Annotated in this window: 19 protein-coding genes; 11 read left to right on the forward strand and 8 right to left on the reverse strand. The window is 67.4% G+C overall.

Features of this window, described 5'->3' with window-relative positions; translation table 11 throughout:
- Positions 1 to 95 precede the first annotated feature (95 nt).
- Positions 96 to 2177 carry a YgiQ family radical SAM protein gene (locus P7F68_RS09715; protein ID WP_277832709.1) on the forward strand — a complete coding sequence of 694 codons (2082 nt, stop codon included), beginning with the start codon at positions 96 to 98 and terminating at the stop codon, positions 2175 to 2177.
- Here P7F68_RS09715 and P7F68_RS09720 read toward each other — a convergent pair.
- A complete protein-coding gene (locus P7F68_RS09720) occupies positions 2174 to 4174 on the reverse strand; it encodes a GGDEF domain-containing protein (RefSeq protein ID WP_277832711.1) in 2001 nt (666 codons plus the stop codon). The two genes, P7F68_RS09715 and P7F68_RS09720, sit on opposite strands and share 4 nt — an antisense overlap.
- A gap of 208 nt (positions 4175 to 4382) precedes the next feature.
- Here P7F68_RS09720 and P7F68_RS09725 point away from each other — a divergent pair, with 208 nt between their 5' ends.
- Together P7F68_RS09725 and lolD are read left to right on the forward strand one after the other, a co-directional pair.
- Positions 4383 to 5639: a lipoprotein-releasing ABC transporter permease subunit gene (locus P7F68_RS09725; RefSeq protein WP_002942269.1), complete on the forward strand. Its 1257-nt coding sequence runs from the start codon at positions 4383 to 4385 to the stop codon at positions 5637 to 5639.
- Positions 5632 to 6330, forward strand: a complete 699-nt coding sequence (lolD, locus tag P7F68_RS09730) for a lipoprotein-releasing ABC transporter ATP-binding protein LolD (protein WP_002927935.1) — start codon at positions 5632 to 5634, stop codon at positions 6328 to 6330. The genes P7F68_RS09725 and lolD overlap by 8 nt, the downstream gene beginning before the upstream one ends.
- A 29-nt stretch (positions 6331 to 6359) precedes the next feature.
- Here lolD and P7F68_RS09735 read toward each other — a convergent pair whose 3' ends face one another.
- Positions 6360 to 6923 (reverse strand): DUF2062 domain-containing protein, encoded by a 564-nt coding sequence (locus tag P7F68_RS09735; protein ID WP_277832714.1) that lies wholly within the window; start codon positions 6921 to 6923, stop codon positions 6360 to 6362.
- A gap of 160 nt (positions 6924 to 7083) precedes the next feature.
- Between P7F68_RS09735 and P7F68_RS09740 the strand changes: the two genes are divergently transcribed.
- Entirely contained in the window at positions 7084 to 9459 is a 2376-nt protein-coding gene (locus P7F68_RS09740) for a DNA internalization-related competence protein ComEC/Rec2 (RefSeq protein WP_277832716.1), read from the forward strand.
- A gap of 83 nt (positions 9460 to 9542) precedes the next feature.
- Complete coding sequence (locus P7F68_RS09745; RefSeq protein ID WP_277832718.1) at positions 9543 to 10457, forward strand: alpha/beta fold hydrolase; 915 nt, start codon at positions 9543 to 9545, stop codon at positions 10455 to 10457.
- Between the two features lie 43 nt (positions 10458 to 10500).
- Here the strand turns inward: P7F68_RS09745 and rsgA are convergent, their stop codons facing one another.
- Together rsgA and P7F68_RS09755 are read right to left on the reverse strand one after the other, a co-directional pair.
- Entirely contained in the window at positions 10501 to 11403 is a 903-nt protein-coding gene (rsgA, locus tag P7F68_RS09750) for a ribosome small subunit-dependent GTPase A (RefSeq protein WP_277832899.1), read from the reverse strand.
- Between the two features lie 113 nt (positions 11404 to 11516).
- Positions 11517 to 12764 carry a M48 family metallopeptidase gene (locus P7F68_RS09755; protein WP_277832720.1) on the reverse strand — a complete coding sequence of 416 codons (1248 nt, stop codon included), beginning with the start codon at positions 12762 to 12764 and terminating at the stop codon, positions 11517 to 11519.
- 219 nt (positions 12765 to 12983) lie between these two features.
- Here P7F68_RS09755 and orn point away from each other — a divergent pair, with 219 nt between their 5' ends.
- Positions 12984 to 13532: an oligoribonuclease gene (gene orn, locus P7F68_RS09760; protein WP_002927955.1), complete on the forward strand. Its 549-nt coding sequence runs from the start codon at positions 12984 to 12986 to the stop codon at positions 13530 to 13532.
- 9 nt (positions 13533 to 13541) lie between these two features.
- Here orn and P7F68_RS09765 read toward each other — a convergent pair whose 3' ends face one another.
- Both P7F68_RS09765 and rpmE read right to left on the reverse strand, forming a co-directional pair.
- The gene (locus tag P7F68_RS09765; RefSeq protein ID WP_002942285.1) at positions 13542 to 15194 is read right to left on the reverse strand and encodes an ArnT family glycosyltransferase; all 1653 of its coding nucleotides are present in this window, start codon (positions 15192 to 15194) and stop codon (positions 13542 to 13544) included.
- A 248-nt stretch (positions 15195 to 15442) separates the two neighbouring features.
- Positions 15443 to 15661, reverse strand: coding sequence for a 50S ribosomal protein L31 (rpmE, locus tag P7F68_RS09770; RefSeq protein WP_002927961.1), 219 nt, complete (start codon positions 15659 to 15661; stop codon positions 15443 to 15445).
- A gap of 173 nt (positions 15662 to 15834) precedes the next feature.
- On the opposite strand from rpmE, the gene P7F68_RS09775 reads away from it, so the two are divergent.
- The 4 genes from P7F68_RS09775 (at position 15835) to P7F68_RS09790 (ending at position 18955) form a co-directional block, all read left to right on the forward strand.
- On the forward strand, positions 15835 to 16875 hold the full coding sequence (locus P7F68_RS09775; protein ID WP_277832726.1) for a tRNA dihydrouridine synthase: 1041 nt from the start codon (positions 15835 to 15837) through the stop codon (positions 16873 to 16875).
- Between the two features lie 37 nt (positions 16876 to 16912).
- On the forward strand, positions 16913 to 17617 hold the full coding sequence (trmB, locus tag P7F68_RS09780) for a tRNA (guanine(46)-N(7))-methyltransferase TrmB (protein WP_277832728.1): 705 nt from the start codon (positions 16913 to 16915) through the stop codon (positions 17615 to 17617).
- 54 nt (positions 17618 to 17671) lie between these two features.
- Positions 17672 to 18439 (forward strand): UPF0149 family protein, encoded by a 768-nt coding sequence (locus tag P7F68_RS09785; protein ID WP_277832731.1) that lies wholly within the window; start codon positions 17672 to 17674, stop codon positions 18437 to 18439.
- A 141-nt stretch (positions 18440 to 18580) separates the two neighbouring features.
- The gene (locus tag P7F68_RS09790; protein WP_002927970.1) at positions 18581 to 18955 is read left to right on the forward strand and encodes a YkgJ family cysteine cluster protein; all 375 of its coding nucleotides are present in this window, start codon (positions 18581 to 18583) and stop codon (positions 18953 to 18955) included.
- An 11-nt stretch (positions 18956 to 18966) separates the two neighbouring features.
- On the opposite strand, the gene P7F68_RS09795 is transcribed toward P7F68_RS09790, so the two are convergent.
- A complete protein-coding gene (locus tag P7F68_RS09795) occupies positions 18967 to 19824 on the reverse strand; it encodes an ATP adenylyltransferase family protein (RefSeq protein ID WP_002942306.1) in 858 nt (285 codons plus the stop codon).
- Positions 19825 to 20109: 285 nt separating this feature from the next.
- On the opposite strand from P7F68_RS09795, the gene P7F68_RS09800 reads away from it, so the two are divergent.
- Positions 20110 to 21267, forward strand: a complete 1158-nt coding sequence (locus P7F68_RS09800) for an NAD(P)/FAD-dependent oxidoreductase (protein WP_277832736.1) — start codon at positions 20110 to 20112, stop codon at positions 21265 to 21267.
- Here the strand turns inward: P7F68_RS09800 and P7F68_RS09805 are convergent.
- Positions 21222 to 22367, reverse strand: coding sequence for a CobW family GTP-binding protein (locus tag P7F68_RS09805; protein ID WP_002942312.1), 1146 nt, complete (start codon positions 22365 to 22367; stop codon positions 21222 to 21224). The two genes, P7F68_RS09800 and P7F68_RS09805, sit on opposite strands and share 46 nt — an antisense overlap.
- Position 22368: the final 1 nt, after the last annotated feature.

A 22368-nucleotide genomic window follows, 5' to 3' on the forward strand; every position in this document is an offset into this window, starting at 1 on the left:
CCCTGCCTCCTGCTGCCCCTCCGCCCGCCTTGCCCGCAGGCGCTCCCAGCATTCTGCCCGCCGCCGAAAGTGGCGCCGCCGCGCCTTTCCTGCCCATGTCGCGCAAGGAAATGGACGCGCTCGGCTGGGACGAATGCGATGTGATCCTGGTGACGGGCGATGCCTATATCGACCACCCCAGTTTCGGCATGGCCCTTGTCGGGCGCCTGCTCGAAGCCCATGGCTTCAGGGTCGGCATCATCAGCCAGCCCGACTGGCAGTCGGCCGAGCCCTTCCGTGTGCTGGGCCGGCCAAGGCTGTATTTCGGCATCACCGCCGGCAACATGGATTCGCTGGTCAATCGCTATACCTCGGACCGCAAGATCCGCTCAGAGGACGCCTACACGCCGAATGCCGAGGCTGGCAAGCGGCCCGACCGCGCGGTGACGGTCTATGCGCAGCGCGCCCGGGAAGCTTTCCCGGGTACGCCGATCGTCATTGGCAGCATTGAGGCCTCGCTGCGCCGGATCGCGCACTACGACTACTGGTCGGACAAGGTGCGGCGCTCGGTGTTGCCGGACGCCAAGGCCGACATTTTGCTCTTCGGCAATGCCGAGCGTGCGCTGGTGGCGCTCACCCAGCGCATGGCGGCGGGCGAGGCGATCGACTCGATTCGCGATCTGCGCGGCACCGCCTTCATGGTCAAGCCGGGCTGGCGCCCGTCCGACGAGTGGCACGAAACCGATTCACTGGCGCTGGACCGGCCAGGGCGCATCGACACTCACCCCGACCCCTACGCGATGGAGCCGGCGGCGGCTGCGCCCAAGTCGACGGCGGACGGCGCCCAGCCGGTGCGCATCGTACCCGCGGCAGAGCGTGTCGCCGCACGCCGCGCCGACCGTGCCCACACGGTAATCCGCCTGCCGTCCTACGAGCAGGTGAAGGACGATGCGGTGATGTACGCGCACGCCTCGCGGGTGTTCCACCTCGAGTCCAATCCGGGTAACGCGCGTGCCATGGTGCAGTGTCATGGCGAGGGGCCGGGCGCGCGTGACGTGTGGATCAACCCGCCGCCGGTGCCGCTCACCACGCCCGAGATGGATTTCGTCTACGGTCGTCCCTACGCGCGTGCGCCGCACCCGAGCTATGGCAGTGCCCGCATCCCGGCCTGGGACATGATCAAGTTCTCGATCAACATCATGCGCGGCTGTTTCGGTGGCTGTACCTTCTGTTCGATCACCGAGCACGAGGGCCGCATCATCCAGAGCCGCTCGCATGAATCGATCATCCACGAGATCGAGGAGATCCGCGACAAGTCGCCTGACTTCAAGGGCCACATCACCGATCTTGGCGGGCCCACGGCCAACATGTACCGGATGGCGTGCAAGAGCAAGGCGATCGAGGAAAACTGCCGACGCCTGTCCTGTGTGTACCCGGGCATCTGCGAGAACCTGAACACCGACCACAGCTCGCTCGTCGAACTCTACCGCAAGGCGCGCGCCGTGCCCGGCGTCAAGCGCATCACCATCGGCTCGGGCCTGCGCTACGATCTGGCAGTGCGCTCGCCCGAGTACGTCAAGGAACTCGTCACCCATCACGTCAGCGGCCTGCTCAAGATTGCGCCCGAGCACACCGAGGAGAACACCCTCGCCAAGATGATGAAGCCGGGCATCGGTGCCTACGAGGAGTTCGCCCGCATGTTCGAGAAGTTCTCGGCGCAGGCTGGCAAGAAGCAGCACCTGGTGCCGTACTTCATCGCTGCCCATCCGGGGACGACCGACGAGGACATGCTCAACCTGGCGCTATGGCTGAAGAAGCACAACTTCCGCCTCGATCAGGTGCAGACCTTCCTGCCCACGCCGATGGCGATGGCGACCACGATGTATCACTCGCGCAAGAACCCGTTGAAAAAGGTGTCGGCCGACTCCGAAGTGGTCGAGACCGCGCGTGCTGGCAAGATCCGCAAGCTGCACAAGGCCTTCCTGCGCTGGCACGACCCGGAGAACTGGCCGGTCCTGCGCGAAGGCCTGATGCGCATGGGGCGCGCCGAACTCATCGGCAACGGGCCCAACTGCCTTGTGCCGCGGCATCAGCCGGTTGCCAACCAGGCGAGCGTTGCAACGCGCAAGCCGGCACCCGGGACGTGCCGATCGTCCGCGAAAGGCCGTAAGGCCGTTGACCGGCGGGGCGCGCGCTAGGAGCGGGCACTTCGTTGGCCGGCTGGCAGTGCGAGCGCCGATGCCGCGCTGGTCTCGACGCGGTTGCGCCCGCCCGCCTTGGCGCGGTACATCGCAGCGTCGGCCCGGCGCAGCAGCGACTCGGCGCTGTCGTCCTCGCCGCTGAAGCAGGTCAGGCCGATGCTTGGCGTGCTCTGGAGCGTCGCGGAACCCACTTCGAAAGGCTGGTTCAGCGCGGCGAGGATCTTGTCGGTGATGACGGTGCCCTTGGCAAAGGCCTCCGTGCTGGAGTCGCCCAGGTCCTCGAGCATGATCACGAATTCATCCCCGCCCAGGCGTGCGACCGTGTCGCCCTCGCGTACGCATTGGCGCAGGCGGCTGGCGACCTCGCACAGCAACTCGTCGCCGGCTTCGTGGCCGTGGGCGTCGTTCACCGCCTTGAAGTGGTCGAGGTCGACGAACAGCAGCGCGCCGTGGTGGCCGTGGCGCCGGCTGTTTGCAAGGCCCTGCCGCAGCCGGTCGAGCAGGAAGCGGCGATTGGGGAGTTGGGTGAGCGTGTCGACGAAGGCGAGGCTGCGCATGGTCTCCTCGGCGTGCTTGAGCGCGCTGATGTCGACGATCACCCCATCGAGCCAGAGGTCTCGACCCAGCGCATCGGCGTGCACCCGCCCGCGCTCGCTGACCCAGCACACCGCTCCGTCACCACCGAGCATGCGGTATTCCACCTCGTAGCTCGTCTGCTTGTCCGCGGCGTCGCGGATGGCCTGCTCGATGCGAGGGATGTCCTCGGGCTCGATGAAGTCGGCGAACGACACCGCTCCGGAGACGAACTCATCCGCCGTGGCACCAGTCAGCGCCTCGACGCTCTGGCCGATGTGGATCACGGGCCAGGGGGCGCCGACCTGGCAGCGGAAAACCACGCCAGGTACGTTCTCGACCAGGGCGCGGAACTCGTCCCTGCTGGCGGCAAGGCTGTTTGCCGCGGCCTGCATGCGCCGACGGTGGACTGCGTTGGTACGCAATATCGTGAACAGCAGCACCCCTAGTGCCGAGCCGCCGACGAGGATCAACATCGGTTCCGCACTTTGGGAGTCGGCCTCGAAAGCCGCCGTGCTGCTGAAGCGCACCACCCAGTTGCGGCCCCCGACCTCCACCGCATGCGTCACCGTGTGACGTGCGTCGTGGCGCGCTGGGGAAGAGGCGAATAGCAGGTTGGCGTCGTCGGGGTAGTGGTCGAAGAGCTCGACGATGGCGTTGCGCAGGCCGTCGGCGAAGATGCTGCGCATCATGTCGTGCGCACGAAATGGGCTGTAGACATAGCCGAGCAGTGCGGTCCGTCGCCCCCCGACATCACGGGTGTCGATCTGGCGATCGAAAACGGGGAGATAGATCAGGAAGCCGGGCTGAGTGTTCCGGCCGTCCTCCTGGACCAGCGTCACCTTGCCCGATAGCGCGGCTTGGCCACTGTCGCGCGCGCGCGACATCGCCTCGCGCCGCACCGGCTCCGAGTACATGTCGTAGCCGAAGGCACGCAGGTTGCGGTCGATGAACGGCTCGAGGTAGACGATGCTCGTGTAGGGGTCGCGCGCGCCCGGCGGGTGGACGCTGTAGCCCGGAAAGCCCTCGCTGCGCACTGCGGCATGGTGCTCATCGAGCCTGGATGCAGGGATCACCTCGGCAAAACCGATGCCCTGGATGCCTGGCAATCCATCGTCGAGGTCGAGTGCAGCGACGTAGTCGTGCCACTCCTTGCGGTCGACATGCTCGCTCGCCGCGAACAGCGCCGCGCCACCGCGCAAGACCTGCTCGTAGGCGCGCATGCGCGACAGGAGCTGGTTGCGCGCCACTTCCGTGCCGATCATGAAGCGGTCCTGGGCCCGCGTGTCGAGATGGGTAGCCACGTACTGCGCCAGTGCGATGGTCAGCGCACAGCTCACGCCCAAGGCAAGCCACGCGGCGGCACTGCGGTCGAGCAGTCCCGGGGTGCGGCCTTGCGGAGCATTCGCTTCTGGCGGCATGGGGCGACGTTTCCTGCGCTGTCGTTATCGATCAGTGTTTCACGAATTTCGGGCGCCTGCCAGCGTCGTGGCCGGCAGGCTGCAGCGCTGCCGGGCTTGGCGGCAAGTGCCCCGACTTACATTCGCATGCGCTTTGGTGTCGCGCTGCAGGCCAAGGGCGGGCACAATGCCGGGCTTGTCCGAACCGGGCTGAGGATACCTGAATTCCATGCGTTATGAATTTCTCGTGGGCATGCGCTACACGCGCTCGCGCAAGCGCGCGCAGGGGCGCAACCGTTTCATCTCCTTCATTTCGCTCGTATCCATGTTTGGCATCGCGCTCGGGGTTGCGGCCCTGATCGTCGTACTGTCGGTCATGAACGGCTTCCAGGAGGAGTTGCGCACCCGCATCCTGGGGGTCGCCTCCCATATCCAGGTGCAGAGCCGGGGCGAGGGGTTGGAGACCTGGCAACAGGTCGCAGAGGAGAGCATGCAGCATCCGTCGGTGCGCGCGGCCGCGCCCTACGTGCAGGAGCAGGGCATGCTGTCCTTCGACGATGCAGTACGCGGCACCGTCGTGCGCGGGGTCATTCCGAGCGAGGAAGACAAGGTGGCCGACTTCGGCGGCTACATGCAGAGTGGCGACTTCCACGCCTTGCAAGCCGGGCGCTTCGGCATCGTGCTCGGGCGCGACCTTGCATTTGCCCTGCGCGTGCAACTGGGCGACAAGGTGACACTGATCGCGCCTCAGGGGCTGGTCACTCCAGCCGCGGTGCTGCCGCGCGTCAAGCAGTTCGAGGTGGTGGGCATCTTCGAGGCTGGCATGTACGAATACGACTCCGGCCTTGCCCTGGTGCATGTCGCCGATGCCCAGGCGCTGTATCGGCTCGGTGATGCGGTGAGTGGCGTGCGGCTCAAGCTCGACGATCTGTTTGCCGCGCCCCGTGTGGCCCGCGAGCTGGCGCTGATGATCAGCGAGCCTGGGCTGATCGTGGCTGACTGGACGCGCAGCCATGCCAACTTCTTCCGCGCCGTCGCGCTCGAGAAGACGATGATGACGCTGATCCTGTTCCTGATTGTCGCGGTGGCCGCCTTCAACATCGTATCCACGCTGGTCATGGCAGTGCAGGAGAAGTATGCCGACATCGCCATCCTGCGCACCCTGGGTGCGAGCCCGGCCTCGATCATGACCATCTTCGTGCTCCAGGGCTCGATCATCGGTGTCGTCGGTCTGCTGGCCGGCGTCGCTGGCGGGCTTGCCATCGCCGGCAACCTCGATGTGGTGATCCCCGCGCTCGAGACGGTGACCGGGGCTACGCTGTGGAACAAGGAGGTGTACTACATCGACGAGTTGCCATCGAAGGTGTTGACGTCCGACGTGGTCAGCATCGTGTCCGTGTCCTTTGTGCTCACCCTGCTGGCGGCGATCTACCCTAGTTGGCGCGCGTCACGGGTGAACCCGGCGGAGGCCCTGCGCTATGAGTGATCCCGTGATGATGCCGGCGGCTTCGTCGGTGGTGGCCTGCGAAGGCCTGAGCAAGCACTTCCGTGAAGGTGCCGATGCGGTGAAGGTGCTCGACGGCGTGAATCTGCGCATCGAACGTGGCGAGCGCGTCGCCATCGTCGGCGCCTCGGGTTCGGGCAAGAGCACGCTGCTGCATCTGCTCGGCGGGCTGGACGTACCCAGTGCGGGCAAGGTCAGCCTGATGGGGCAGGATTTCTCGGGCATGTCGGAGACCGCGCGCGGCCGGTTGCGCAACGCTGCGCTAGGGTTCGTGTACCAGTTTCATCACCTGCTGCCCGAGTTCAGCGCGCTGGAGAATGTCGCCATGCCGCTTTACGTCCGCCGTATCGCCCGCGAGGAGGCCGAGGCGCGTGCGGCCAGGATGCTCACCGAGGTCGGCCTGGGTCATCGCCTCGATCACGCGCCGGGCGAACTGTCCGGTGGCGAGCGCCAGCGTGCGGCGATCGCTCGCGCCCTGGTGAGCGAGCCGGCCTGCGTGCTCGCCGACGAGCCGACAGGCAACCTCGATAGGCGAACTGCGGGTGCGGTGTTCGAGCTGATGCTGTCGCTCAATGAGCGCTTCTCGACCAGCTTCGTCATCGTCACCCATGATGAAGCGCTCGCCGCACGCGCCCAGCGCACCTTGCGGCTGAGTGATGGCCGGCTCGAATAGTGCCGTCGCGGGAGGCGCTGTTGCCGTGCTCAGCGCGGAGCGGCGCCTCCCGTTCTTGCGCGCCGGGCTTTGCGCTGAGCCCACTGGCGCAAAAGCCAGTAGCGCCAGCTCCAGCGCACGCCCAGGTAGCCCACGATCGACAAGCCCGCCGCGAGTGCCACCAGGCCGATGAACAGGGGTCTGCCCAGGCTTGTCGTCCACGCGAGCAGATCGCTGATCCAGGTCGCCGGGTTCAGGCTGGCGAGTTCGGGGGGTGGAGCAAACGCAATGTCCCCGTTGCCAGTGATGAGGCTGCCGATCCCGAAGGCCAGCACATACAGGGGCACGATGGTGATCGGGTTGGTGTAGAGCGTCGTCAGCAAGGCGAGCGGCAAATTGACCCGAAAGGCCACGCAGAAGAGCGCAGCACTGAGCATCTGCAGCGGGCCGGGGACAAGGCCGCAGAACAGGCCCACGGCTACCGCGCCCGCGGCGGAATGGCGGTTCAGGTGCCACAGGCGCGGATGCAGCAGGGTGGATGCGAACGGGCGCAGCCAGCGGTTTGCGCTGATGGTCTGGTGATCGGGCAGGAGGCGCTTGAGACGCTCGCGCATGGACTTGTCTTACTGGCGCAGGGTTCTTGGACGGCGGCGCAGTCTAGCAGTTCGGCAGCCGTCCGGGCCCTTGTGTCCCGGCTGATGTAGGCTGCCGATTGTCACCACAGGTTTCGCTGCGGATAGGCAGCAAGCAATGCTTTTGGCATCATACGATGTCATGAGGATGGTCGCGTTGGGTTTCCTGGCAGGCGTGTGCCTGCTTCAAACCCGCAGCACGCTCGATGCCGGGCCTGCAGCGGCGGGCATTGCACTTGCGTGCGTGCTGCTCGGGGCGCTGTTCGGCGCGAGCGCCCGGGGCTGGGCGGGGCGCTACGCCGTCGCTGCCTGTGTCGTGGCGATGGCATGTGCGACGGGGTTCGCGTGGGCGGCGCAGCGTGCGGAGTGGCGCATGGCCGATGCCCTCGCCCACACGCTGGAAGGGCAGGATATCTCGGTGGCCGGGCGCATCACCGGCTTGCCGCAACCCTTGGCCGGCGGCTGGCGATTCGTGTTCGAGCCCGACGCCGCGCCGGAAGGTGTGCCCGCTCGCATCCAGTTGTCGTGGTACGAAAACCGTCGTGCGCCGAACCCCCTTCCGGCCTTGCAGGCCGGCGAGCGTTGGCATTTCGTGGTCCGCCTCAGGCCCCCGCATGGTTTTGCCAATCCGCATGGTTTCGACTACGAGGGCTGGCTGCTCGAGCGCGCCATTCGTGCGACCGGCTACGTACGTGCGGATGCCGAATTGCTCGACGCTGCGCCAGGCGGCGTAATGCAATGGGTGCACCGTCAGCGCGGGGTCGTGCGCGAACGCATTCTCGCCGCATTGCCGGAGGGCGAGCATGCCGGCGTGCTCGCCGCACTGGCCGTGGGCGACCAGCGCGCAATTGCAGAGGCCGACTGGACCGTATTCCGCAATACCGGCATCGGCCATCTCGTGGCGGTGTCGGGGCTGCACGTCAGCCTGGTCGGCCTGCTGTGTGGCGGCTTGTGCAGCCTGGCGTGGCGGCGGGCTCCGGGCTTGGCGTTGCGTCTGCCGGTGCACAAGGCGCGCGCCTTGGCAGCCCTTGCGGGGGCAAGCGCCTATGCACTGCTGGCCGGGCTTGGCCTGCCGGTGCTGCGGGCCTGGCTGATGCTGGCGGTGGCGGTACTGGCGCTGCTTTCCGGCCGCAGGCTGGCAGCTTCGCGCGTGCTGGCGGCAGCGCTGCTGGTGGTGCTGGTGGCCGACCCGTGGGCCGTGCTGTCGGCCGGGTTCTGGATGTCGTTTGCGGCGGTGGCGATCATCCTGGCCGTGCTCGGTGGTCGCGTCCGCCCGCCTTCGGGATGGCGCGCCGCGTTGCGCGTGCAGTTGGCGATCAGCTTTGCGCTGGCGCCTGCGCTGCTCGCCCTGTTTCAGTCCTTCCCGCTCGTGTCGCCGCTGGCCAATCTGGTCGCCATCCCGGCGGTGAGCTTCGTGATCGCGCCGCTCGTGCTGCTCGCGCTGATCGTGCCGGTCGATGGTCTGTTCGTCCTGGCACATGGCGCCACCGTGATAATGATGGATGTCGTGCGGCCGCTTGCCGAGCTCGAACACGCGCTCTGGGAGCAGGCCCGGCCGCCGCCATGGCTGATTGCCGCTGGGGCGCTCGCCGTCGCCATGCTGTTGTTGCCACGCGCGACGCCCGGGCGTCTGGCGGCGCCGGCGCTGCTTGCCGGACTGGCGTTGTGGGCACCACCGCGGCCGGAGCCAGGTGCTTTCGTAGCCCGCACGCTCGATGTCGGCCAGGGCTTGGCGGTGCATGTACAGACGCACCGCCACGACATGCTGTTCGATGCCGGTCCTGCTTACGGCATGAGCGCCGACGCGGGTCGCCGTGTCATCCTGCCCTACTTGCGCGCGCACGGCGTTGCCGCGCTCGATCTGCTCGTGCTTTCACACGATGACATCGATCATGTCGGCGGTGCTTCGAGCCTCCTTGAGGCAACGTCGGTGGGCACCGTGCTTGCCGGTCCACATGACGCCGATGCACGCTGGGGAGCAGCCTGGGCAGCCCAGGCAGGCGCGGCGGGTGCGGCGTGGCGTTGCCAGCGCGGCCAGGCATGGGAATGGGATGGCGTCCGTTTCGAGGTACTGCATCCGGGCGGTGAGGTGGCGCTTGCTGGCTCGTCACGCCACGATAATGACAACTCCTGCGTGCTGCGAGTGCTTGGCCCCGGGGGCGCGCTCTTGCTTACCGGCGACATCGGACGCAACGCGGAGGCACAACTGATCGCCCTCGAGCGCGAGGGTTTGGAGAGCGACGTGGTATTAAGTCCTCACCATGGCAGCCGCAGTTCGTCTTCGCAGGCGTTCGTGGCTGCGACCTCGCCTGAGCACGTGATCCATTCGGCGGGCCGGCGCAACGCCTTTGGTCATCCGCATCCCGAGGTGTTGGCGCGCTGGGCGCAGGCGGGTACACGCAACTGGCGTACCGACAGCCAGGGCGCGGTGACGGCGGCGTTCCCGGCGCGTGGCGGCGAGCGCGTCAGCATCAGGGCTGAGCGCACCGAACGGACGCGATACTGGCATGGGCGCTGAGTGCCGTCAGCGACAGTCGCAGCCTCAGCCGCATTCGGGCTAGACTTGGGTCACTGCCGATAACACGGGATCTGCCTGCTGCCATGACTACATCGAGCCCCCTGTTCGCCGCGTCCACCCTCGGTGCAGGTTCGCGGCACAACCTGCGCGAGCGTCGTGTGCAGTGCCTCGGGCCGCATGGCCTGCACCGCATGGCCTACACCGAATGGGGCGACCCCGCCAACCCGCGCGTACTGCTCTGCGTCCACGGACTGACGCGCAACGGCCGCGATTTCGACGACTTGGCGCGCGCGCTGGCCGACGACTATCGCGTCGTCTGTCCTGACGTGGTTGGGCGCGGGCGCAGCGACTGGCTGGGGGTCAAGTCCGATTACGGCTTTCCCGTGTACGTGGCGGACATGGTGACGCTGATCGCGCGCCTGGATGTCGAGGAGGTGCATTGGGTCGGTACTTCGATGGGCGGCATCATCGGCATGCTGCTCGCCAGCCAGCCGCATACGCCGATCAGCCGCCTGGTGCTCAACGATGTCGGTCCCGTCATCACCCGCGTGGCGCTCGAGCGCATTGCTCAGTACGTCGGCATGACGCCGCGCTTTCCGAGCATGGAGGCGGCCGAGGCCTACATCCGCGAGGTGAGCGCGCCGTTCGGACCGCTCAGCGATGCGCAATGGCGCCACCTCACGCAATACTCGGTGCGGCCGGTTGGCGGCGAAGGCGGTGGCTTCGCCTTTGTGTATGACCCAGGGCTGGGCGATGCCTTCCGCGCCGGGCCGATCGATGCCGATATCGACTTGTGGCCCGTGTACGAGGGCGTGCGCTGCCCGACCCTGGCCTTGCGCGGTGCGCAGTCCGATCTGCTCGCGGCCGACGTCTTCGAGGCAATGGGTACGCGAGGGCCGCGGGCGCGCACCGTCGAATTCACCGGGGTGGGGCACGCGCCGATGCTGATGGATCCGGCGCAGATCGAGGTGGTGCGGGGCTTTCTGCTCGAAGCCTGATCATCAGGCCCGCCGCGCCAGCCCTGGGCCGCTCCCGTCAGGACTACCAGCCCGGATTGAGCCTACGTGCGGCGGCGATCTCTTCGCGAATGCTGCGGTAGTGTTCCCAGCGTCGGCGGTGGATTGCACCGGACTCGAGGGCGGCACGCAGCGCACAGCCTGGCTCTGCCTCGTGGCGGCAGTCGCGGAAGCGGCATTGGCCTAGATGAGGGCGGAACTCGACGAAGGCTTCGGCGAGGTCCTCGGCTGAAAGGTGCGCAAGCCCGAAAGCCTGCAGCCCAGGGCTGTCGATGAGCCAGCCGGCAGGCTCGCCAGCCTGCGCCGGCGGTAGTGGATAGAGGCGGGCGAAGGTGGTGGTGTGCTTGCCGGAGTCGAGCGCGGCCGAGATTTCCCGAGTGGCGGCATTGGCCTCGGGGACAATCGCGTTGGTCAGGGTGGACTTGCCCATGCCCGATTGGCCGACGAAGATCGCGCGCAATCCTGCGAGGCGCTTGCGCAGCAGATCCGCACCCTCCAGGGCCGAAACCTCGATCACCTCGTAGCCGAGGCGCGCGAAGGGTTCCAGCTGGGCGCGTGCAGCAGACAGACGTTCATGCAGGTCGGCCTTGTTGAGGACCACCAGCGGCGTGATTTCCTGGCTCTCGGCGGCGGCAATGCAGCGCGACACCAGCAGATCCGAGAAGCCCGGCTCGGTTGCGACGACAATGACGATGTGGCTGAGGTTGGCGGCGATCAGCTTCTCGCGGAAGGCATCCGATCGCCACAACAGGTTGCGGCGCGGTCTCAGCGCCTCGATCACGCCCTGGCCGTCACCCCCGGGCAGGACTTGTATCTCGTCGCCGCAGGCAAAGCTGCTCTTCTTGCCGCGTGGATAGCAGCGCAGGCGTCCTTCGGGCGTGTCGATTTCGTAGTGGCGGCCAAAGGCGGCGACGATCACGCCATCCACCCCATGTTCTTGGCCACCGCCGGGCCGGACGCGTTTTCTCACTCGAACCTGTCGCTGTGCTTGTTGTGGAACCGGGCGCGATGGTATTCGCCCTCGGCCAGGAGGTCCACGATTCAGTGCGGCAATGCCTGCAGGCGCGCCACGCGCAGCACCGCGGGCGGGTGCGAGTCGAACACGCGCGAATACAGGGGGTCAGGCGTCAGCGTCGAGGCATTGTCGCGGTAGAGCTTGACCAGCGCTGCGACGAGATCCGATGCGCGCGTCTGCTTCGCCGCGTAGGCGTCGGCCTCGAACTCGTGCCTGCGCGACATGTGGCTGAGCACCGGAGCGAGCGGAAAGGTGAAGGCAGGCAGCACGAGGAAGAACAGGGCCAGTGCGGTCGCCATGTCGTTTGCCGAAGTCCCCAGTCCGGTGAAGAACCAGGGCTGGCTCGCGAGCCATCCCAGCAGGGCGAGCAGGACCAGGCTGGTCGGTGCAAGCACGGCCAGGCGCTTGATGATGTGGTGGTGACGGAAGTGTCCGAGTTCGTGGGCGAGCACGGCTTCGACTTCGTCTGCGTTGAGCTTGGCGAGCAGGGTGTCGAAGAAGACGATGCGCTTGGCGGCACCGAAGCCGGTGAAATAGGCATTGCCATGCGCCGAGCGCCGTGAGCCGTCCATCACGAACAGCCCCTTGGACTGGAAGCCGCAACGCGCCAGCAGGGCTTCGACGCGTGCCTTGAGCGCGGAGTCGGCTAGCGGCGTGAAGGTGTTGAAGAGAGGCGCGATGAAGGTGGGCCAGATGATCATCGCCAGCAGGTTGAAGCCGAGCCAGAATGCCCACACCCACAGCCACCAGAGTTCGCCCATTGCGCCCGCGAGCCATAGCAGCAGCGCAAGCACGGGCAGGCCGATCAAGGCCGCGAGTGCGCCCTGGCGGACAGTGTCGGTGACGAACAGGCGCGGGGTCATGCGATTGAAACCGAAGCGTCGCTCGATGCCGAAGGTGCGTGCGAGCACGAAGGGCAGGTCCACCAGCCAGCCGAGCACACCCAGCGTCGCCAGCAGGGCGACACCGTGCGCCAGGCTACCGGCACCGAGCAGCGGCGCCCACGCGTCATGGATGAACTGCAATCCGCCGCCCAGTGTCAGCACCAGGACCAGCACCACGCCTGCCACCGCGTCGCGCATGCCGAGGCTGACGCGTGCTGCCGTGTAGTCGGCCGCACGCTGGTGTGAGGCGAGCGGGATGGCATCGGCAAAGGCCTCGGGCACGCGATTGCGATGTGCCTGCACGTGGTGCCTGTGGCGCTGCATCAGCGCCAGCCGCGCGGCGAGGCCGAGCAGCAGGACGCAGACGAAGAGGGCGGTGAATGCATTCATCGGTGGTCAGGGGAGGCGAGGGGGACTGTTGAACAACGGGCCTGCTGCCGAGGACTGGGCGTTCGGCCATGGGGTGCGGGGCGCCAGCTTCGAAACACGGGCTGGCGCTCCTGCGATTGCTGCGCCAGGGTGAGCCATGGCTGCAGCGAGTCATGCGAACTGTGACACAATCGCCCCCTTGATTGTTTCGTGGCAACGCACCGACAGGGCGCATCGATTATGGCACAGGACCCCAAGACCCTTATCTGGCTGGACATGGAGATGACCGGCCTGGAACCCGATCGCGATCGCATCATCGAGATCGCCATCGTGCTCACCAACGAGCAGCTCGAGACCATCGCCGAGGCGCCGGTGATCACCGTTCACCAGCCCGACAGCGTGCTCGACGGCATGGACGAATGGAACCGCAACACGCATGGCAAGTCCGGCCTCACGGCGCGGGTGCGGGCATCGACCGTGTCCGAGGCGGAGGCCGAGGCTACGGTGCTGGAATTCCTGCAGCAATGGGTGCCGGCGCGCAGTTCGCCGATGTGCGGCAACTCGGTGTGCCAGGATCGTCGCTTTCTTGCACGCTGGATGCCGGGCCTGGAGGCCTGGTTCCATTACCGCAACCTCGACGTGTCCACAGTCAAGGAGCTCGCCAGGCGCTGGCGCCCGGAGGTGTACGAGGGCGTCAAGAAGGCCGGCACACACACCGCACTGGCCGACATCCACGAATCGATTGCCGAGTTGCGCCACTACCGCGATCACTTCCTGCGCCTGGACTGAGCAGCGGTCCTACTCCCTCCGCCGCAACAGCCTGAAGTTCTCCTGGCGCTTGCCGGCGCCACGGCGGAACTCCCACACTGTCTCCCATTCGGGCGCGAGCTCGACGGCGCCCTCGCGACGCTCGAGCTGCACCAGCAGCAGCGGGCACGGCGTACTGCCTGCGACGATACGTTCGGCGCGCAGCCCGGCGTAATAGTCCATCGAGGTGCGCATCGCGTCGGATAGTCCGGTGGTGGCAATGCAGCTCAGTGGCCGTTCGCTGCGTTCGCCCTGGACGGCGATGTCCAGCGATTGCACCACACCGCGGTAGCTGCGCCCATGGTCGAACCACGGCATCAGCAGGACCACGGCAAGGCTCCACAGCATGACCAGGCCGATTGCCCAGTTGGCAGGCGCTCGCGAGATGCTGCGTGGCAGGCGCGCCACGAGCAGGATCCACAGCGCAGTGATCGCCACGCCTGCGATCAGGCGGTATTGCTCCTGTGGCAGGACGAAGTCGGGCGCATTGCGCTCAACGTGGCGGGCAAGCCCTGGCGGCCACTCGAATGCCTGAGCGCTCCACGCCAGCCAGACCAGGATCCCGAATACTGCCAGGCTCATCAGCGCGAACCAGTCGAAGGCGCTCGCTGCGCCGCGACGCAGTTGCACGACCCCCACTGCCGCGAGCAAGGCGGCACCTGGAATCAGGGCGAGCATGTTGGCCTGCGACAGGTCGCCGGACAGGACCACCCAGCCCAGGCCCAGCGCGAGGCTGAGCACCGGCAGCAGGGCGGGCAGAGAGCTGAGGTGGCGGCGGGCGCGCCACAGCCCCCACAGTGCGACTGGCCACAGCGGCCACAGGAACCAGCCGACGAGTTCGAGCAGGCGGGGTGTTTCCGCGACGGCCAGTGCTGCGGCCGACAGCCTCAGCCATTCGGCACCCAGCCACAGGTTGAGCAGTTCGGGGGCGTTCAGGTGCAGGGCAAGTGGCCAGGCACCCGACACGGCCAGCATCAGGCACAGACCGGCAAGCAGTCCGCCGCTGGCGCGTGGCTGGCGGCATTCGGCGCTGAGTAGCGCCAGCATCATCAAGGGCGCTGTGATCAAGAGCCCGCCGAGGCCGCCGGCGAGGAAGGCAAGGCCGCTGCCCAGCCCGGCCGTGACGCCGCCGGCGAGGGGGCGCCGCGGCAGTTCGGCCAGACCGCTCAGAGTCAGTGCGAGCATCGCGAACACCGCCAGCAAAGGCTGAGTCTCATGGGCATGCAGGACGAGACCGAGCGTACCGAGCGCTAGCAGGGCCGCTGGCGTGCGACTGGACCGACCATGCAGGGATTCTGCCGCGCGTGCGGTGAAGAAAATGGCGATTGCGACGAACAGCGCACTCGCAAGGCGTGCAGCGCCATGTGCCGTGAGCAGATCGCCAGCCAATGCGGCAAACACCGCTGCCACCCAGTAGTAGAGTGGCGGATAGTCTGTCAGTGGCTCGCCAGCCAGCATCGGGAACAGCGCCGACTCGCCCTGCAGGATGCTCAGCACGGGGCCGAAATAGCGCGCATCGTCGCCGCGCCAGGGGTCGTGCACGGTGAGACCGACAAGCAGGTAAGCCGCGATCAGCACGGTCAGGCCGACGGTGCCATAGATGCGGCGCTGGAACAGGGTGGGCGTGGCGGGCTCGCGAATCATGCGCGCATTGTGCGGGTGAGTTGTATTGCTGGCAAACATGCCGGCAGCGTGGGCTGAGGGAGCGGTGCGGGCGCAACGCCCGCTACGCCCGCCAGGACTGTGCAGCGCTGCTGCGCCGGGGCTTTGGGCGCCACGCTTGTGTATGCGCCGGACACAAAAAAGGCAGCCGAAGCTGCCTGTTCTGTGCTGCCGAGGCGCGTTTGGGCGCTCTGGCGTGCGGCACCTCGTCGGGCGCCGCGCGTGCCGGATCAGCTGGCGCGCTGGACGCTGCCGTACTTCTGGCGGAAGCGCTCGACGCGGCCGGCGGTATCGACGATCTTCTGCTTGCCGGTGTAGAACGGGTGGCAGGCCGAGCACACTTCAACGTGGTAGGCGGGCTTGCCCAGGGTCGAGCGGGTGACGAACGTGTTACCGCAGGAGCAGGTCACGTTGACGTCGTTGTACTTGGGATGGATGTCCGCTTTCATGGTGGTTTCCTGATGCTGGCGGGCGGCGGATGTGACCACCCTGTTGTGAAGAATCCGGGATTATCCGACAGTCGCAACACCCATGCAAGGAAAATGCGCAGCGCGGGCCTGGCTGCGGTATTACAATCGCGCCCTTTCGGATCGGCTGCCGCCTCTGCGGCAAGGAGACCGCGGTGCTGTTGCTCGCGCCCATGGAAGGCTTGCTCGATGACGTCCTGCGCGCGGTGCTGACGCGGGTGGGCGGCTACGACCACGCGGTGACCGAGTTCGTACGCGTTTCCGGCAGCCTTCTGCCCGACCGCTACTTTCGCCGCATCGCCCCCGAGCTGGATGCCGGTAGCCGCACGGGCGCCGGAGTGCCTGTGCGGGTGCAGCTGCTCGGTTCCGACCCGGCCTGCATGGCGGCCAACGCCGAGCGCCTGGCGCGGCTCGAGCCCGCCGGGGTTGATCTCAATTTCGGCTGCCCTGCGCCCACGGTCAACCGCCATCGTGGTGGTGCCGTGCTGCTCGACGAGCCCGAACTGCTACATCGCATCGCCGCAGCGCTCGCGGCTGTGCTGCCGCCTGACCTGCCGCTCACGGCCAAGATGCGCCTGGGGGTTGCCGACCCGGGCCGCGCGCGCGAGTGTGCGCTGGCCCTGGTCGAAGGCGGTGTGCATGGCCTGGTGGTCCATGCGCGCACCAAGGTGCAGGGCTACAAGCCGCCTGCGCACTGGGAATGGGTTGCGCGCATCGCCGATGTGGTGAACGTGCCGGTCGTCGCCAACGGCGAGGTGTGGACCGCCGCCGACTGGGTGCGCTGCCGCGCCGTCGCTGGCGTGCCGGGCGTGATGATCGGGCGCGGCGCGGTGGCTGACCCCTTCCTCGCCGCGCGCATCCGCGCAGGGCGGCTGGACGCGCCGGACGCCGCCGAGCGCGCGCGCGAATGGCAGGTGTTGCTGATGCTGCTGGAGGATTTTCGCGTCCGCGTGCGGCGCAAGGTCGAGCCGCGCCACGTGTCCGGGCGCATCAAGCAGTGGCTGCACCTGCTCGCCCGCAACTACCCACAGGCCGATCGCCTCTTCACCGACATCCGGCCCATCAAGGCGCTGGCCGAGATCGAAGCGGTGATGGCGCGACACGGCGTCCCGCTCGGTGCGCAGGCGAGCTGCGTGGCCGATACCGTTGCCGATGCCTTGCCTGAGGCCAAGCGCCTGCTGCCGATCGCCGCATGACCCAGACCGAACCGACGTGCCTCGCCGAGGACAGCCGATGAGCTACGCCAACTCCAGTATCCCGCAGAGCGCCCAGCAGACGGTGCACGATGCCCTCGCCGAGCGTGTGCGCAAGCACCTCGCGGAGCCTTTTCGCAAGCCCTACGCGGAGTACAACCGCGCCGCCTTCGACATCAGCCTGGCGGGCTGGGACGGGCGTGCGCCGCTCATCCTGGACGCCGGCTGCGGCGTGGGCCACAGCACCATCCAGATCGCCCGCCAGTTCCCGGACCACTGGGTGATCGGCGTCGATCAGTCCCAGGACCGGCTGTCGCGACGCAAGCCCTACCCGGATGCGCTGCTGCCCAGGAACATGGTCTTCGTGCGCGCCGACCTGGTTGACTACTGGCGCCTGCTCGACGCCGCCGGGCTGCGGCTGGCGCGCCACTACCTGCTGTATCCCAATCCCTGGCCCAAGATCGGCCACCTGGGGCGACGCTGGCACGCTCATCCGGTGTTCCCGTGGATCGTCCGCGCCGGCGGGGTGCTGGAATGCCGCAGCAACTGGCAGGTCTATATCGAGGAGTTCGCGTGTGCGCTCGGCGTGGTACTCGGCAGTGCGCCGTCGTGGGAGACCTTCGAGGCAGACCAGCCGCTCACGCCCTTCGAGCGCAAGTATCGCGATTCCGGCCAGGCGCTTTACCGGCTCGTACTCGAACTGCCGTCCGCCGCAATCACTGCGGGCGCTGTAACGGATCTTTGACTTGCCGGGCGGCGCTGCATGCGCCACCCTTGGTACCGACCTGTGGAGACTGCCATGACCGACCTGCCCGAAAACACCCCCGAAAACACGCCTGCACCCCCGGCCAAGCCCAGTCTCATGCGTGACGAGGACTTCGAAGCGCTGGAGGAAATCCTGACCTCCGACGTCGTGCCGGAGGACTGCATGGATCTCGAGATGCTGGACGGCTACCTCGCTGGCGTTCTGCTGTCGCCGCGGCCGATCGGTCCCGAATGCTGGATGCCCGGCGTCTGGTCGGCTCATGGCGACGAGATCGGCTTCGGCTCGGGCAGCGGATTGCAGCGCGCGATCCGTCTGGTGAAGGCCTATCACAACGAGTTGCTCGCCACCCTCGGCCTGGACGATGACGACGAGGCCTGCTGGGAGCCGTTCTGCTTCGCCATCTCCGAAGGCGACAGCCTGAAGCTGGGCGAGGCCTGGATCGACGGTTTTGCGCAGGGTCTGGACCTGTGGCCTGAAGGTTGGGAAGAAGGGCTGGACGAGGAGGCGGTGGAGGCCGTGCGCGAGGCGCTCGACGAGGTGCTCGCGCCCTGGGGCGAGGACGACGCGGCGGGCGCCGATGATGAAACCCGTCTGGGCTGGCTCGGTGCAGTGGGCGAGACGGTCAACGACGTGTTCTCGCACTGGCGCGACCTGGGGCTGCCAACGGCAGAGGTCCTGTCGACCGAGGCGCCGCGCAAGCCCGCCGCCGCGACGCCTGGGCGCAATGACGCCTGCCCCTGCGGCAGCGGCAAGAAGTACAAGAAGTGCTGCGGCGCGGAGGGTGCGCCTCAGGAGGATTGAATCTTTCTGAAAATTGTTTTGCAGGGCATTGATTGATAAGCACTAATCAGGTGCTCGGGGGCTTGCGCGGTGTGGCCGTTGGGATAGAATCCGCGCGCCTCTCGGCCCCCGATCAATGTTCATTTCCTGCGAAAACGGTTCATGGAAGGTTTCAACCCCTGCCTGGATTGCGGCATCTGCTGCACCCACTTCCGGATCTCGTTCTACTGGGCAGAGGCGGACGATGCCCCCGGTGGGTTCGTGCCCGCCGCCATGACCGAGAAGCTCAACCATACGATGCGTTGCATGAAGGGCAGCAACACGGTGCCGCGGCGCTGTTCAGCACTCGCCGGCGAGGTTGGCAAGCAGGTCGCATGCACCATCTACGAGAACCGTCCGACGCCCTGTCGCGAGTTTCCGGTCTATTTCGACGACGGCACGCCCAACCCGAAGTGCGATGAACTGCGCGCCACCATTGGCCTGCCGCCGCTGCCGCACTCGCCATTGCCCCAGTCGCCGCTGCCGCGTGCAGCCTGACGGAATGCGCCTCACCCCGGCCGACCAACTGCGGCCAGCACCGCAAGCGCACCTGCAGCGCGCAGGCGCTCGATCTGGGCGTGGTCACGTACGAACAGGGAACCTGCGTACGCCAGCGAGTTGATCGACACGTCCTGCCATTTCTCCTGCGTGCGCGGCACCAGCAGCAGGCACTCGCGGCTGACCAGCAGGTTGTAGTCAGGCATCGATTGGGCGCGCGCGGGCATGGAAAGTGCTGCGCAGGCAGTCTGGAGAGCTGCGCGCAGGTTCTGGCCGGCAGCTGTGTCGTCTCTCCACGCGTGCTCTTCCAGACCGACGAACGCGTGTGCCCAGGGCAGTGCGGGGTTGCATACCGCGTACCCGGGCCTATCGAGGCAGGAGCGCGGCACGAAGGGTGTCAGTGCAGCTGCGGTCGACGGTACCCACTGCAAGTGCTTGTGCGCCTGGCTGGCACCGGCAATGCGTCCGCCGTTGTAGAAACCCAAGCCGCCATGTGCGCGCAGCACCTTTGCGAGGGCGAGCAGGTCGGAGTCCGACAGTGCTGCCGTCTGGGGCTCGAACGCACGGGTGACGATCAGCAGGTGGCGCTCGATCACCGGAAACTTGTTGAGCACGACGAGGTGATGCTCGCCGATTGCTGCCACCGTCAGCGCGGGCTCAGGCGGCAGGAATGGGTTGAAGTCGGGGCGCCGGCGAATGACGGTGTCGACGCGTGCGCGGTCCTTGAGTGCGAGCGAGGATACCCAGCGTACGGAAAAGCGCAGGCCTTCGGCGTCGAGCCAGGTCTGCTCGGTGCGAATGGGCTGCAGCGCACCGCACGCGAAGGCGTCTGCGCTGCAGCGGTCTGCACGCTGCAGCAGCGCGTCCATAGGACAATCGGCTGTCGTTGCGCCGGGAGCGTCCGTTTCGTTGGCGGATGCTTCGATTCGGGGTGGCGCGATGGCGGTAGGGCGGGCGGTGCGGGTCATGCGGGCGAGTGGTCTGGGCCAAGGGGGGGATGTCGTTCCCTGCATGCTACATGGAGCGTTAAGCTCCGACCATTGGGCTGGGCACACGCGGAGGCTCGCGGGTGGCGCCGGTCAGCCATTCATCAAGCGCGTACCGGCCTGAGTCACTGACCTTGTGCGTTGATCCGGCAAAGGAGAAAAGCGGCCATGGAGCAGGTCGATGTCGTGGTGATCGGTGCCGGCGTGGTGGGGCTTGCGTGTGCGAAGGCCTTGGCCGAAGCAGGCCGCGAGGTGCTCGTCATCGAGCGTGAAGACCGTATCGGTAGCGGTATCAGTGCCCGCAGCAGCGAGGTCATCCACGCCGGTCTGTACTATCCGCCGGGCTCGTTGAAGGCCCGGCTGTGTGTAGCCGGGCGGGAGATGCTGTACGCGTACTGTGCGCGGCGTGGGGTCGCGCATGTGCGCTGCGGCAAGCTTGTGGTTGCCGCGCGGGCGGCCCAGACCGATGCGCTCGAGGCGATCGCGGCGCGTGCCCGCGCCAACGGGGTAGGCGACCTGCGCCGGCTCGATGGCAGCGCCTTGGCAGCGCTCGAACCGGCGCTGGAGGCACATGCGGCGCTGCTGTCGCCGTCGACCGGCATCATCGACAGCCATGGCCTGATGCTCGCCCTGCTGGCCGATGCCGAGCGCCATGGTGCCGTGCTTGTGCTGCGCAGCCCGGTGACTGGCGGGGTTGCCGAGGATGGAGGTGTGGTGCTCGAGGTGGGCGGCACCGCGCCGATGAAGCTGCGCGCGCGCTGGGTGGTCAATGCGGCCGGGTTGGAGGCGGTCGGTCTGGGGCGTGCCATCCGCAGCGCGGCCTCGGCGCAGGCGCCGCGGGCCTGCTATGCGCGCGGGGTGTATTTTGGCTATGCCGGCAAGGCGCCGTTCTCGCATCTCGTCTATCCCATCCCCGAGCCTGGCGGGCTGGGCGTACACCTCACCCTGGACCTGGCCGGCCAGGCCCGCTTCGGGCCCGATGTCGAGTGGGTCGATTTCCCCGACTACCATGTCGATCCAGCGCGGGCGGAGCGCTTTGCCAGCGCCATCCGCGACTGGTGGCCCGCGCTCGATGCAGCGCGACTGCAGCCTGCCTATGCCGGCGTGCGGCCGAAGATCGTCGGCCCGGGCGAGGCGGATGCCGACTTCCGCATCGACGGCCCGGTGCAGCATGGCGTGGCGGGTCTGGTGCACCTTTACGGCATCGAATCGCCCGGCCTGACCTCGGCGCTGGCAATCGGCGCCCATGTGGCGGGGATGGTGATCAGCGGTGCTAGCCTTCAGGCTGAGGGTTCGGCCTCTGCCTCGACCCCGCCGATGCTGTAGAAGAGCTCGACCACTGCCGTGCGTGGCAGCTCGCGGACGATGAAGACCAGGCGGCTCTTGCGGTCGTCGTAGGGCGGCTGGTCGGGCCAGGCTGGCAGGCTCGTGGGCTGGTAGATCGAGTGCTGAACGCATTGGACGATGCGTGGCAGCGGGTCGCCGGCGACGTTGAGCAAGCCCTTGATGCGCAGCACGCGTTCGCCGTAGACCTGCAACAGCAGGCCGAGCGCATCCGAGAAGGCGAACCAGTTGAGCGGCTCGGGGAAGGTCAGCACGTAGCTCGTCACGTTCGCGTCGTGGCGGGCGGGCGCCGTCGGCGCCACGATCGGCTGGCCGCTCTTGCGCCAGGCCAGCGGCGCAGCAAGTGCGGCCTTGCGTGCCTGCTGATGGCGCACCCGCTCTTCGCCAAGCCAGGCCGCGACGTCAGGCGACTTGGCGCCAGGGTCGTAGAGCCCGCAGCCGAACACGACATCCGGGTCAATGCTGCCATGGCTGATCTCGACCTGCTGCGCGCCCGGGTTGAGTGTCGCGATGCGGGCTGCAACCTCTGCCAGGGTTGCGGTGTCGGCGAGGTCGCACTTCGTGATCAGCAGGCGATCGGCCATCGCCACCTGGCGCACCGCCTCGCGGTTGTCGCCGAGCTGGGTGATCGCATGGGTGGCGTCCACTGCGGTGATCACGCCGTCGCAGCGGTAGCGTTCGGCTATGAAGGGTTCCTCCATCACGGTATGCACCACCGGCACCGGGTCGGCAAGGCCGGTGGTCTCGATCAGCACGCGGGTGACGGGCGGAATCTCCTTGCGCAGCGCGCGCATGAAGATGCCCTTGAGCGCCTTCACCAGGTCGCCCTGCACGCTGCAGCAGATGCAGCCGGAGTCGAGCAGTACGACCGACTCGTCGACCTGCTCGACCAGATGATGATCAACGCCGACCTCGCCGAACTCGTTGATCAGTACCGCCGCACCAGCCATTTGCGGCTGCTTGAGCAGGTGGTTGAGCAAGGTGGTCTTGCCCGCCCCGAGGAAGCCGGTGAGGATGGTGACCGGGATGCGGTGGTCGTGAGAGGCAGGTGGTGGGGCGCTGGGCGGCGTTGTGGAGCTCATG

The organism is Thauera mechernichensis (assembly GCF_029588855.1).
Lineage (GTDB): Bacteria > Pseudomonadota > Gammaproteobacteria > Burkholderiales > Rhodocyclaceae > Thauera > Thauera mechernichensis.

Coding starts and splice junctions, on each gene's coding strand:
- P7F68_RS09800 (WP_277832736.1), top strand. CDS start 20,110: ATGGAGCAGGTCGATGTCGTGGTGATCGGTGCCGGCGTGGTGGGGCTT.
- P7F68_RS09720 (WP_277832711.1), bottom strand. CDS start 4,174: ATGCCGCCAGAAGCGAATGCTCCGCAAGGCCGCACCCCGGGACTGCTC.
- P7F68_RS09725 (WP_002942269.1), top strand. CDS start 4,383: ATGCGTTATGAATTTCTCGTGGGCATGCGCTACACGCGCTCGCGCAAG.
- rpmE (WP_002927961.1), bottom strand. CDS start 15,661: ATGAAAGCGGACATCCATCCCAAGTACAACGACGTCAACGTGACCTGC.
- P7F68_RS09745 (WP_277832718.1), top strand. CDS start 9,543: ATGACTACATCGAGCCCCCTGTTCGCCGCGTCCACCCTCGGTGCAGGT.
- trmB (WP_277832728.1), top strand. CDS start 16,913: ATGAGCTACGCCAACTCCAGTATCCCGCAGAGCGCCCAGCAGACGGTG.
- P7F68_RS09735 (WP_277832714.1), bottom strand. CDS start 6,923: ATGCGCGAGCGTCTCAAGCGCCTCCTGCCCGATCACCAGACCATCAGC.
- P7F68_RS09755 (WP_277832720.1), bottom strand. CDS start 12,764: ATGAATGCATTCACCGCCCTCTTCGTCTGCGTCCTGCTGCTCGGCCTC.
- P7F68_RS09740 (WP_277832716.1), top strand. CDS start 7,084: ATGAGGATGGTCGCGTTGGGTTTCCTGGCAGGCGTGTGCCTGCTTCAA.
- P7F68_RS09785 (WP_277832731.1), top strand. CDS start 17,672: ATGACCGACCTGCCCGAAAACACCCCCGAAAACACGCCTGCACCCCCG.
- P7F68_RS09795 (WP_002942306.1), bottom strand. CDS start 19,824: ATGGACGCGCTGCTGCAGCGTGCAGACCGCTGCAGCGCAGACGCCTTC.
- lolD (WP_002927935.1), top strand. CDS start 5,632: ATGAGTGATCCCGTGATGATGCCGGCGGCTTCGTCGGTGGTGGCCTGC.
- P7F68_RS09790 (WP_002927970.1), top strand. CDS start 18,581: ATGGAAGGTTTCAACCCCTGCCTGGATTGCGGCATCTGCTGCACCCAC.
- P7F68_RS09765 (WP_002942285.1), bottom strand. CDS start 15,194: ATGATTCGCGAGCCCGCCACGCCCACCCTGTTCCAGCGCCGCATCTAT.
- P7F68_RS09805 (WP_002942312.1), bottom strand. CDS start 22,367: ATGAGCTCCACAACGCCGCCCAGCGCCCCACCACCTGCCTCTCACGAC.
- P7F68_RS09715 (WP_277832709.1), top strand. CDS start 96: ATGTCGCGCAAGGAAATGGACGCGCTCGGCTGGGACGAATGCGATGTG.
- orn (WP_002927955.1), top strand. CDS start 12,984: ATGGCACAGGACCCCAAGACCCTTATCTGGCTGGACATGGAGATGACC.